The sequence below is a fragment of the Lactiplantibacillus daowaiensis genome (assembly GCF_005405085.1).
Lineage (GTDB): Bacteria > Bacillota > Bacilli > Lactobacillales > Lactobacillaceae > Lactiplantibacillus > Lactiplantibacillus daowaiensis.
The window spans coordinates 59,046-71,541 of record NZ_BJDJ01000012.1 but is presented as its reverse complement, the minus strand read 5'-3'; the positions used below and the strand labels follow the sequence as shown (position 1 = coordinate 71,541).

Genomic DNA, 12,496 nt, shown 5'->3' with positions numbered 1-12,496 from the left:
ATTGAATTCAAAAGCCCTTGACAAAGTTCTTAGATTCTATTAATCTTTTAATTAAATTCCAATTAATTAAAAGGAATAAATTACATATAAAGGAAGTCGGATCACATGGCAGACGTACAATTAGATTGGAACAACTTAGGTTTCGAATATCGTAATCTTCCATATCGTTATCGCGCATATTGGAAAGATGGTGCTTGGTACAAAAAGGAACTTACCGGTGATGCAACCTTACATATTAGCGAAGGTTCGACGGCCTTACATTATGGCCAACAAGACTTTGAAGGCTTAAAAGCTTATCGCACCAAGGACGGTAGTGTCCAATTATTCCGGCCAGACCGGAATGCTGCGCGGATGCAAACAAGTTGTGAACGCTTATTAATGCCACAAGTGCCAACGGATATGTTTGTTGACGCGGTTAAGCAAGTTGTTCGGGCTAACCAAGATTATGTGCCACCATATGGTACTGGTGCTACCCTTTACTTACGACCATTGATGATTGGGGTCGGTGGTAACATTGGGGTCCATCCAGCGCAAGAATATATCTTTACGGTCTTTGCTATGCCCGTTGGGAGTTACTTCAAAGGCGGCATGACGCCAACGAACTTTACAACTTCTAACTATGACCGGGCTGCTCATAAAGGGACTGGGGCTTATAAAGTTGGTGGGAACTATGCCGCTAGTTTATTCCCAGGTCAAGCGGCGCACCAAGCTGGCTTCTCAGACTGTGTTTACTTAGACCCAGTTGAACATAAAAAGATTGAAGAAGTTGGTTCAGCGAACTTCTTTGGGATTACGACCGATGGCAAGTTTGTAACGCCTAAGTCGCCATCAATCTTGCCTTCAGTGACGAAGTATTCATTACTTTACTTAGCTGAACATAAATTTGGCATGCCGGTTGAAGAAGGCGATGTGTACATTGACGATTTAGACCGATTTGCTGAAGCTGGCGCCTGTGGGACCGCTGCGGTTATCTCACCAATTGGTGGATTGGAACACAACGGTAAGTTACATGTCTTCTACAGTGAAACTGAAGTTGGTCCGGTAACGAAGAAACTTTACGATGAATTGACTGGTATCCAATTTGGTGACCGTGAAGCACCTGAAGGTTGGGTTCAAAAAGTCGACTTAGATTAAACAAAATCCAAACTGAGTTTAAGGCAAAAGTCTTTGAACGTTGACGGCCAGCCAATTAGTACGTTCACGCTTTAACTTACTTCCGGGTTGTCGTTGCTGAATTGCACTTATTATTGAAACAATACCAAAGAAGTGCGTATCCAAGTGGGTACGTACTTTTTTTGCAACAGTAAATGCAATTACTGCTGGCCGGAAACGAAACGTATCGGTAGTCGAGGTCTTGTCTCAAACTCGTTTTTTGTTGCAGCAAACATGTGGTTCTTGTGAGCATTGGTCAACGAATCGTCAGGTAATTCATACGATTTATTAAAAGTAGTAGTCGGCGGCGTTAAAGACGTCTAAACTAGACCTATGCAATTTTTAGTGCGAATAGGGTGGTTGAGATAATTCATGGCATTTGAAAAAACGAAACAACAAATTCAAAAAATGATTGATGATCAAGTGATTCCAGGGGCCAGTTATGCCGTTTTACATGGCGCCCAAGTTGAACAATACCAAGTCGGTGTGGCGCAGACCCAGCCGACGCTTAAGCCGTTGTGGCCACATGCTTTATATGACTTGGCCTCGGTCACTAAAGTGATTGGGACGACGACGGTGGCTGCACAATTGATGACTAGTGGGGCTTTAGATGTCCAACGGCCGGTGCATGATTATTTGCCAGCTTTCCCCAATCGAGAAGCAACTGTGTTGAATTTAATGACTCATACGAGTGGGTTAAGTGGCTATATCCCGAATCGAAATGCCTTGCCGGCCGATGAATTGTTGGCCGCCATTCAACAATTACCTGTTAGTCAAGCGAATTTGAATCATCGGGTAGTCTATACGGATTTGGGCTTGATTTTAACGGGGCTAATTATTGAGCAGATTTTGGGGCTGCCGATTCAAACTGCGGTCACTGATCGTGTTTTAGACCCATTACACTTACCATATGCGACGTTTAAGCCACAAACAGACCAATGTGTACCAACCGTGTATTCAGTGCAAGCTGGCCTGTTACAAGGTGTCGTGCATGATCCTAAAGCCCAGGTGCTCGGTGCACGATGTGGGTCGGCCGGATTATTTGCTAGTGTGGATGACCTCGTACAATTTGCCCAGTTCATGTTGGGGCAACGGCCTAATGAGGCGGTGTTAGATCAAAAAACGATTCAAGGCTTGTATCAAGATTGGACGCCAAATCATCGATTACGGCGGAGTTTTGGTTGGAATCTATGGCGATTAACGCCTGATCATCAACCGATTATTTTCCATACGGGTTATACGGGTACCTTATTTATGTTAGATCGTGAAACCCAATCGGCATTGATTTTCTTATCGAATCGCGTCCATCCAACCGTCCGTGATGCCCAGTTTTTACCGGCTCGGCGGCACTTATTGGCTGCTTGGCTGGCGGATACGGTTACATTCTCATTAGACTAGTTTCACAACCGCTTTCAATTATGATATGCTAGGACTATCAAAAAAGAGTAATGGAGTGTGTTGTCATGAGTGAACCTTATTTCTTAAAACCAGTTTTCCATGAAAAAATCTGGGGCGGTACCCGACTAAAATCAGACTTTGGTTATGATATTCCTAGTGACCATACCGGCGAATGCTGGGCAATTTCGGCCCATCCCCATGGTCCAGCAACCGTTGAAAACGGGCCCTATGCTGGCATGACATTGGACGATGTTTGGGCAAAACATCGGGATGTCTTTGGCAATGCTAAGGGTGATGTGTTCCCATTATTGACTAAGATTTTGGATGCCAGTGAAGATTTATCGGTTCAAGTTCATCCTGACGACGCGTATGCCGCTGAACATGAACACGAACTTGGCAAAACCGAATGCTGGTATGTGATTGCGGCTGAACCTGGTGCTACGATGCTCTACGGTCATTATGCCAAGACTCGTGAACAATTGGCTGACTGGATTCACAATGGTGAATGGGACAAGTTATTCCGGCGAGTACCCGTTAAAGCCGGCGATTTCTTGTACGTGCCATCGGGGACGATTCATGCCGTTGGTAAAGGTATCATGGTCTTAGAAACCCAACAAAGTTCTGATACGACTTATCGGTTGTATGATTGGGATCGAGTTGATAAGACGACTGGTAAGAAACGGGAATTACATTTACAACAATCAATTGATACGACGATCGTGCCTCATGAAGATCCAAAATTGGACATCACGACCACGCAAGTTGGCGATGCTACAGTAACCAAGTATGTGCAATCACCATTCTTTGGTGTTTGGCAATGGCGGTTAACTGATGGACAAGCTACGTTCAATCGTGGTCAAGCGCCATATACGTTAGTGTCGGTTTTAGCCGGTGAAGGTAGTATCACCGTTGATGGTAAGGCTTATCCTTTGAAGAAGGGTGTGCATTTTATCTTGCCATTCGACGTTAAACAATGGACCTTAAAAGGTGATTTACAAATCATCGCCTCTGAACCAGGCGAAAAAGCTTAACGGGTTTAAGTTATAAAGAAGCGTGATAATCGGTTTTTACTGATGATCACGCTTTTTGATTATCATCGGATAACTGAAGGCCATGAGAATTTTCATTATAAATAATTATTATAACTTAAACGGGTTCACTAATAGTCCTAACAAAAAATCTAGGATCAGCACGAGTAACATTTACGGTGCTGATCCTAGATTTTTTTGATTATGCTTGGCGACGACGCCAACGACGCCAGCCAACAAAGCTAAGCAAACTCAAGATTGATAAGCCACTGCCTAATGTTAGGCCGGGGACGTGATAAGTTAAGGTGATTTGATTATGACCACTAGTGACTGGGATTGCTAGCATCCCCCCGAGGACGGTTTTAGTTTTGACCGTGTGACCGTTAACGTTGGCAACCCAACCAGCATCTGCTGGAATTGCCACGTATAACCAGTGACGGTTAGTGGTATTGTTAAGCGTCCCGGTAACCGTCGTCATTAGGCCACTAGCATGATAGGTCGGCACAAAAGCTTGTTTTTGAAGCGCTTGATAGACTTGCTTGAATTTGGCTTGATCCAAACTAGCCAAATGGACATGTGTTCCTAATTGGGCCTGAGTGGATTTAAACGTTAATTTAACTGTTGTGCCACGTTTGAAGTGGCCAAGTTGCCGTAAAATCAAGTGACCGTCAGCATTGACAACGGGGGCGGTAATTTTACCATTGACGCGCATTGTCGAGAACTTCGTGTTAGCGGTCGTATCATTGTAATATAGTTGACCAGTGGCGTTAACTTTTAAAGTCACGGTGTGCAAGTAATGGTACTGTTTTGCACTGGCTTCATAAGTAACGTGATCATTAACTTTAGTCGCGTTAGCAAAGTAGGGTGTCGTACTTGGTCGTAGTGTTTGTAAGAGGCTTTCTTGATTAGCCAAGGCACTATTGGGCAACAATTTTAATGCTGTAAAGCTCGTCGGTACAGTAAAGCCCATCCCAACGCTGCTAGCCAAATTGGTGGTTGTGGCCTGGCCATTAGCATTTAATTTAACCGTTGATTTTAAGCCTAACAACATGGCACTGACCGCATTCGTGCCACTTGAGCTAATACGACGCACATTCTTACTGTAGAGGCCGAGTGATTTTAACATCAAACGGGTTTGGTTGTTAAAAGTCGAATTATAGTAACTCAAATCATGGAAGTTAAATAACATCGGATCATTGTAATTACGGTAGTGTGAACTGTAAGCATACGCGGAATTAATTAGCGTATTTTCATTTTCAACGCGATAAAGTTGGCCATCTGGATCGTTGACCGCGGCCATTTGCCGATATTCGGTGCGATAAGCTTGGGCATAAGCCGTTTGATTGCCAAAAGGGGAATGTTGCAAGTTGAGCCAGAAATTCCCACCTAATTCAGTGGTCACTAAACCAGTCAATAATACGATTTGGGTCGTTTTGCGGGTTAAGAATAAGACCATGGCACTACAGATGACGTAGGCAATGCTGATTAAGCCGACTTTTAGTGAAATCGCGTTGATGGTGCCGTGATTAGTGAGCCAGCCTAAGCCTAAAGCAAGACTAAGGCTTAGGGGAAGCCCAAGTTGCCACCGGGTAGCGATGACTTTTGGTCGGGCTTGCCAAGCAGCAAACGCCACCATGATCAATGCAAAACTGACAAAGAATGACTGGCGATAGGGGAACCCTGCTGGTTTTTGGAATAGATGCCAAACCGTATTCAATGTTTGGATTTGCATGCTGAGTAACAACGCCACTAAAAAGCCAGCGGTGTGCCAACGATGGTGGCGATTGATGGCGGGATGAACAAAGTAAACTAAGACTAAGAGACTGACTAAAGTGGTACTAAAAATTGTTGGTGCATGATCTAAGCGGGTGCTAAAGTTCGTTGCCCCCAAACCAAGCTGACTTAGAATCGATGCTTTAAATTGCAAGGTCGGTAAATAATTGCTAAGTTTCTGGGCTGATTTAGCGGTTTGTAACATGCCCAAGCCGGCCGGGAGCAGAATGAATAAGCTACTAATCGCGCTGAGGATTGCCGTTAACAGGGCTTTACCAATGAGGTGACCGCGTTGACGTAACTCTTGGGTGAAGCTGAGTGTTTGGTCGCGGGTGATAAACCATTGGTAGATAAAGTAATAAACCACAAACAGACAGGTCATATAGCCTAAGTAGTAGTCCGTTACGATACTGACCCATAACCAGCCAAAGAATTGACCAGGGTGTCCGGTACGCATTAAATGATCCAATCCCATTAAGACTAAAGGTAACCAAATCAAGGCATCTAGCCACATCACGGTAAAGTAATTGAGGGCGACAAAGCCAGAGAGACTAAACGCTAAGCCAAATAAGCTCGCTGACCAAGTGGTTGTTTTAAAGTGACGCTGTAAAAAGCAAGTCATCGTGACCGCAATCGCCATTATCTTCACCATGATGATGATGGTCAAACCAGTGGGGATTTGCGCGGCACTAAAGGCCAAGATAATCAGATTAAATGGACTCATTAAATAATAAGCTAGTGTGGGGACTGCATTTCCACCTAGTGATTGTGAAAACGAATAGAGCTGGAAATTGTGTTGTAGTAAGGCATGGCGATAGGCTGTAAAAAATGAAACGTATTGCCCACCCATGTCACTAATGAGTAGATTATGATTACCAAAGGGGGTAATCTGCCGACTGATGAAGACGGCACTGACCACTAAGAAGGCCAATAGCGCAGCGATAATTGGGCCCATCCAAGCCTGATGATTTTTAATAGTTGTTTTCAACTAGCCTCACGTCCTGTTCTGTTTCAATAACAATGAGGTTATTATAGAAAAGGTTCGCAGTTACAACTAGTTACATAAAGCGAAAGAATTCTGAGCTTCTTTCAGAAAGTGGTTTTGGGCCGGTTATTGTTGACCAACTAGATGTGAGGATGAGGCTGACAACTGACTAATTGGTGGGATGCATTAAGGTCATCATTTAAGTTGCATCATCAAAAAAGCCACCACCAATTTTATTGGTAGTGGCTATTGTGGATTGTTTAAACTACATCGTCTTTTTTTGCTAGCAGTATCTTGGCAAGCGCTATGGCTTAACTTGCACGTTTTTGGTTAGGTCTTCGTTTAAGGTATCCAAAGCACTAAAGTCAGCGTCGGGATATTTGCGTTGTAAAGCAAGCTTCAAGATGCGTTTCGCTAAGGCTTCGTTACGCGCTAAGATTGGACCATGGAAGTAAGAGCCAAAGGTGTTTTTGTAAATCACGCCTTCAGATTTATCTTGGCCATTGTTCCCGTTACCTTGTTCAACTTCACCAAGTGGGCGTTCGCCTTCGCCAAGGAAGGTCGTCCCATTATGGTTTTCAAAGCCATAGTAAGTTTGACCGGTTTCAGCATTCTTAATGGTGATATTACCGATAAACCGGTTGTTGTCTTGACTCAAGGTGTAATGGTCAAGCGCCCCGATACCGGCAATCTTTTCACCGTGAGCCCCAATATAGTAGTGGCCCAACATTTGAAAGCCACCACAAATTGCTAAGAACGGGCCGCCAGCTTCGATGTAGTCGGTAAGAGCGGCTTTTTTAGTTTGCAAGTCTTTAGAGACGATGGTTTGTTCATAATCTTGACCACCGCCGAACAAGACGAAGTCGTATTTTTTAGGATCAAACGTATCATCTAGGCTGACTAAGTCAACGTCAATGGTGGCATCGACCGCTTGCGCATAATAGCGCATGGCTAAGATGTTGCCGATATCGCCATAGGTGTTCATTAAATCACCGTAGAGATGTGCTGCTTTTAAGGTGTAGGTCATAATTAAGCCATCCCCCCATCAATAATGCCTTGGCTGGCCAGTTGTTTACGTAATTGTAACATCGCGGTATAAGTCGCCACGACGTAGACTTGTTTGGTTGGCAATTTTTGAATTTCAGCGGTCATATTCGTTAGGTCAGGGACGATCGTCAACTTATCCGTTGGCACGCCCGCGACCTTCAGCCGAAACGTGATATCTTTATAGCGTTCGCCACCACTAATGTAAGCGGGGACTTTTAAGCCTGGTAACTGTTCAAAATCGCCATCCCAAATCCAACTCGTATCAATACCATCAGCGTAGTTGGCGTTCAATAAAGCGGCAAATGAAAATGGTCGCTCGTCAGTACTGATCATTTGTAAGACTTGGTTTAAGCCGACCGGATTTTTAACTAGGATCAAAGTCACGTCTTTATCACCAACATGGAAGATCTCTTGGCGACCAAAGACTTGTTCATCATTATCGCTTAAGGCATGTGCAATCTTAGCAGGGCGCACGTCCATGAAACGACCAACGGCGTAAGCTGCTAACGCATTATAAATATTATATTGGCCGCCAATATTTAAGTGCATGGCTTGACCATTGATTTCAAAATCAGAAGATGTTGGCGTCATGGCAGTCAATGCGTTTAACTTGTAAGTTAATTGTGGGCGTTCAAAGCCACAATTAGGACAGAAGTACTTACCCATATTACTGTAGGTCCGACTCCGATAATGAAGAATGTGTTGGCAATTAGGGCATAACAAGCCATCGGTATTAGCGGGTGCATGTTCATCACCATCAGGTTGATAATCAAAGCCGTAATACAAGATCGGGTTAGGGAGTTGCTTAGAATTAAATAACGGTAAATCCCCATTGGCAATGATCGTGGCTTCAGGTGCTAAAGCCACCCCATCCAAAATCTTTTGGTAAGTCGTGTAGATTTCGCCGTAACGATCCATTTGATCACGGAAGATATTGGTGAATACAAAGGCCTTAGGTGTAATGTACTTGGTGACCATAATGACATTTGCTTCGTCAACTTCTAATACCGCTAAGGGCTTTTGATGGGCCTTAGGTGCGGTTAAGAAAGTCGTGACGATCCCTTGTTTCATGTTGGAGCCACTTGGATTGGTTAAAATGTCTGGATATTGTTCGCGGAGGACTTTGACCGTTAAAGCGGTCGTTAATGTTTTCCCATTGGTCCCAGTGATGACAATGACGTCATAATTGCGGGCCAAATGTTTTAAAATGGCTGGATCTAACTTTAAGGCCAACTTCCCTGGCAGGGAACTCCCGCCACCACGGAAAGTATGCAAGAACCAGTAAGCGGACTTACCAGTCCAAGTTGCCAAAATACTATTAATTGACATCGTTATGTTGCCCCTAACTTTTGATTTCAAGCGTGTTTGCGTTTAACGCTACTTCCAAGTATTTTATACTGAACTTAAAGAAAAGAAAAGCGATACTACTGGTTCACAGCGCAGTTTATGAAATCATTAATGAGTTTTCATCACTGATTGCTGAAATTCGTGGTTAAATCAGCTATAATTAATTAGAAATGTGTAAAAAAGGGGACCGAGTAATTTGGCACAGTTATTTTTCCGTTATGGCGCCATGAACAGTGGGAAGACCATTGAAATTTTAAAAGTTGCGCATAACTATGAAGAACAAAATAAGCCCGTCATTATTATGGCTAGTGGCGTCGATACGCGCGCAGGGATTGGTCACGTGAAGAGTCGCATTGGCTTGTCACGCGATGCAACGCCGATTTTTGATGACACCAACGTGTTAGACACCGTCAAGGAACTTAATCCAGAGGCGGCCTGTGTCTTGATCGATGAAGCGCAATTTCTCAAAAAGCATCATATTTTAGAATTGGCGCATATCGTTGATGACTTAAATATCCCGGTCATGACTTTTGGATTAAAGAATGATTTTCAAAATGAATTGTTCGAAGGCAGTAAATATTTATTGCTCTATGCTGACAAGATTGAAGAAATGAAGACGATTTGTTGGTTCTGCCGGAAAAAGGCCATTATGAACTTGCGCTTTAATGATGGGCAACCCGTTTATGAAGGTGAACAAGTCTTGGTGGGTGGCAATTCCATGTATTATCCAGTTTGTCGTCGGCATTACTTCTGTCCGCCGAAATTAACAAAGTGAGGAATTAAGTAAGTATGGATAAGTTTTTCGATAAATTACAAGCGGTTGCCGACCGGTATGAAGAACTCGGCGAATTATTGAGTGATCCTGAAGTTATTGCGGACACCCAACGCTTCTTGAAGTTATCAAAAGAAGAAGCCAGTTTACGGGAAACCGTTGAAAAGTATAAACAATATAAAGATGTGACCGGCCAAATCGATGAAAACAACGACTTGTTACGGGAAAAATTAGACGATGACATGAGTGCTATGGTCAAAGACGATTTAAAGCATTTAAACGCCGAAAAAGACCAACTCGAACATGACATCACTTTATTGATGTTGCCACAAGACCCTAACGATGATAAGAACATCATCATGGAAATCCATGGGGCTGCTGGTGGTGATGAAGCCAGTTTGTTTGCTGCTGATTTATTTACGATGTATTCCAAGTATGCTGAACGGCAAGGGTGGAATATCGAAGTCGCTGACCGTAATGAAACTGAAGTCGGCGGGTTTAAAGAAATCGTCTTGATTATTTCTGGGAATAAAGTTTATTCCAAGTTGAAGTATGAAAGTGGCGCACATCGGGTCCAACGGGTCCCAGTCACTGAATCTGCTGGGCGGGTGCATACGTCAACGGCGACGGTTGGGATTATGCCTGAAGCCAAGGATGTCGATATTGACATTGACCAAAAAGATATTCGGGTCGATGTCTTCCGGTCATCTGGTGCCGGTGGTCAGCATATTAACAAGACGTCTTCAGCCGTGCGGATGACCCACTTACCAACTGGTATCGTGGTTTCGATGCAAGATCAACGGTCACAACAACAAAACCGGGCCAAAGCGATGGAAATCTTGCGGGCGCGGGTTTATGACTATTATCAATCACGGGAACAAAACCAATACGATGCAGAACGGAAGTCGGCTGTTGGGACCGGGGATCGTTCTGAACGGATTCGGACCTATAACTTCCCGCAAAACCGGGTTACCGATCACCGAATCGGTTTAACGTTGAATAAGTTAGACCGTGTGATGAACGGGGAATTAGATGAAATTATTGATGCGTTGATTTTAGCGGATCAAACGAAGAAAATCGAGCAATTGACCAATGACTAAGCGGCCAAGCAAACCCACTTATTTTGAAGCCCAGCGATGGGCTTCTTTTTGTCTAAAGACGGTTGATTTGCCACAAGATGCGGCCCGCTTTTTATTACTGGGCTTAACGGGACTTGATCAGACCCAATTGTTGATTCATTACCGTGACACGTTACCAATTGCTGATTGGCAAGCTTATCAAGCGGCCATCGAGCGCGTTGTTGCCGGTGAACCAGCTCAATATGTGTTAGGCAAGGCGCCGTTTTATGGGCTCGCTTTGACGGTTAATCCGGCCGTTTTGATTCCGCGAGTTGAAACCGAAGAGCTAGTTGATTGGATCTTGACGGATTCCGCGACGATGACAGCCAAACAAGTCTTGGATATCGGGACCGGGTCGGGGGCAATCGCTTTGGCCTTAAAACAAAACCAACCGAGCTGGCAAGTGACGGCAAGTGATATTTCGGCCGCGGCATTGGCCGTTGCGCAGCAAAATGCGGCTGAATTGCAGCTAGACGTCGCGTTTTATCAAAGTGACTTGTTTGCGCAAGTCCCCGCGACCAAATACGATGTCATCGTTAGTAATCCACCGTACATTGCAACGAGTGAGACGAGCGTCATGGATGCAAGTGTGTTAACTTATGAACCACAACAAGCGTTATTTGCTGCCAATGATGGTTTAGCAATTTATGAACAGCTCGCCGCCCAAGTGGCTGATCACTTGGCAGTTAATGGCCGGTTGTATTTGGAGTTTGGCTACCATCAAGGACCGGCAGTGCAACAACTCTTTACCCAAGCGTTGCCACAAGCAACAGTCACATTACGGCAAGATATGGCGGGGCATGATCGCATGTTACGCGTGATTAATACGAAGAAGGATTGAGACTAATATGGAAACAAAAATTTTTAAACCAGCCGCAGTCGACCAAGCGGCAGCTTTGATTGCAACTGGTCAACTGGTGGCTTTTCCAACTGAAACGGTTTATGGCTTAGGTGCGGATGCCACCAATGTATCGGCAGTTAAGCAAGTTTATCAAGCTAAGGGGCGGCCTAGCGATAATCCTTTGATCGTCCATGTGGCCGATGTTGAAACGGTTGAACGCTTCGCCAAGCCATTATCAGTCGCGGCTAAAAAGTTGATCAAGGCGTTTTGGCCAGGGCCATTGACGATGATTTTCAATTTGAAGCCGGCTGCTTTAGCACCAGAAGTAACGGGTGGCTTGACGACCGCGGCGTTTCGAAATCCAAACAACGCGGCAACCCTAGCTTTGATTCGGGCGGCTAAGACCCCAATCGTGGGGCCATCGGCGAATACCTCAGGTAAGCCAAGTCCGACGACTGCGCAACATGTCTTACATGATTTAGATGGTAAGATCGCTGGGATTTTAGATGACGGTGCGACACAGGTCGGGGTCGAATCAACGGTCTTAGACTTATCAGGTGCGCAACCGGCCATTTTAAGGCCAGGAGCGGTGACTGCCGAACAGATTGAAGCCGTTATCGGTGAACCCGTCCTAACTGAACAGCATCATGTTGGGGCGACGGAAGTGCCTAAGGCGCCCGGGATGAAGTACAAACATTACGCGCCAGCGGCTCAAGTCTATATCGTGGATCGTGCACAAGATTGGCCCGCCGCTTTGGCTTGGGCCTCAAAACAAGCCGTACCGATGGGTGTGATGGCGACTGATCAAATTTTAACGACCAATCGAATTCCAGTAAATTGCGAACGATTCTCTTTAGGCGAGGATGTAAATTCAGCTAGTCGCGAACTTTTTGCTGGCTTACGTCATTTCGATACTGAAACTGAAATCAAAGATATTCTTTGCCAAGCATTTGATAATCACGGTCTGGGCGCGGCTTACATGAATCGCTTAAATAAATCTGCCGGTCAGACACATTTTAGTGTATAATAATTGCA

The 12,496-nt window shown here is 44.6% G+C and carries 10 protein-coding genes; 7 read left to right on the top strand and 3 right to left on the bottom strand.

The genetic code is table 11. The annotated features are described in order from the left end of the window. The first annotated feature begins 105 nt into the window (after positions 1 to 105). From FFM75_RS08700 to manA, 3 genes are all read left to right on the top strand, one after another. Positions 106 to 1,134 carry a branched-chain amino acid aminotransferase gene (locus tag FFM75_RS08700; protein WP_137628788.1) on the top strand — a complete coding sequence of 343 codons (1,029 nt, stop codon included), beginning with the start codon at positions 106 to 108 and terminating at the stop codon, positions 1,132 to 1,134. A gap of 390 nt (positions 1,135 to 1,524) precedes the next feature. Beyond that, positions 1,525 to 2,550, top strand: coding sequence for a serine hydrolase domain-containing protein (locus FFM75_RS08695; protein ID WP_137628787.1), 1,026 nt, complete (start codon positions 1,525 to 1,527; stop codon positions 2,548 to 2,550). 65 nt (positions 2,551 to 2,615) lie between these two features. Continuing rightward, complete coding sequence (manA, locus tag FFM75_RS08690; RefSeq protein ID WP_137628786.1) at positions 2,616 to 3,581, top strand: mannose-6-phosphate isomerase, class I; 966 nt, start codon at positions 2,616 to 2,618, stop codon at positions 3,579 to 3,581. A 199-nt stretch (positions 3,582 to 3,780) separates the two neighbouring features. On the opposite strand, the gene FFM75_RS08685 is transcribed toward manA, so the two are convergent. The 3 genes from FFM75_RS08685 to FFM75_RS08675 all read right to left on the bottom strand — a co-directional run bounded on the left by FFM75_RS08685 (position 3,781) and on the right by FFM75_RS08675 (position 8,712). Further along, positions 3,781 to 6,339 carry a YfhO family protein gene (locus FFM75_RS08685; RefSeq protein ID WP_223876642.1) on the bottom strand — a complete coding sequence of 853 codons (2,559 nt, stop codon included), beginning with the start codon at positions 6,337 to 6,339 and terminating at the stop codon, positions 3,781 to 3,783. A gap of 301 nt (positions 6,340 to 6,640) precedes the next feature. Further along, complete coding sequence (locus FFM75_RS08680) at positions 6,641 to 7,363, bottom strand: type 1 glutamine amidotransferase (protein ID WP_137628785.1); 723 nt, start codon at positions 7,361 to 7,363, stop codon at positions 6,641 to 6,643. Between the two features lie 2 nt (positions 7,364 to 7,365). Then, complete coding sequence (locus FFM75_RS08675; protein WP_137628784.1) at positions 7,366 to 8,712, bottom strand: Mur ligase family protein; 1,347 nt, start codon at positions 8,710 to 8,712, stop codon at positions 7,366 to 7,368. 214 nt (positions 8,713 to 8,926) lie between these two features. Between FFM75_RS08675 and FFM75_RS08670 the strand changes: the two genes are divergently transcribed. From FFM75_RS08670 to FFM75_RS08655, 4 genes are read left to right on the top strand one after another with little or no spacing between them, the layout of a single operon-like run. After that, complete coding sequence (locus FFM75_RS08670) at positions 8,927 to 9,505, top strand: thymidine kinase (protein WP_137628783.1); 579 nt, start codon at positions 8,927 to 8,929, stop codon at positions 9,503 to 9,505. A 14-nt stretch (positions 9,506 to 9,519) separates the two neighbouring features. Next, the gene (prfA, locus tag FFM75_RS08665) at positions 9,520 to 10,602 is read left to right on the top strand and encodes a peptide chain release factor 1 (protein WP_137628782.1); all 1,083 of its coding nucleotides are present in this window, start codon (positions 9,520 to 9,522) and stop codon (positions 10,600 to 10,602) included. After that, positions 10,595 to 11,461: a peptide chain release factor N(5)-glutamine methyltransferase gene (gene prmC / locus FFM75_RS08660; protein ID WP_137628781.1), complete on the top strand. Its 867-nt coding sequence runs from the start codon at positions 10,595 to 10,597 to the stop codon at positions 11,459 to 11,461. The genes prfA and prmC overlap by 8 nt, the downstream gene beginning before the upstream one ends. A 7-nt stretch (positions 11,462 to 11,468) precedes the next feature. Then, positions 11,469 to 12,488, top strand: a complete 1,020-nt coding sequence (locus FFM75_RS08655) for an L-threonylcarbamoyladenylate synthase (RefSeq protein ID WP_137628780.1) — start codon at positions 11,469 to 11,471, stop codon at positions 12,486 to 12,488. The last annotated feature ends 8 nt before the right edge of the window (positions 12,489 to 12,496 follow it).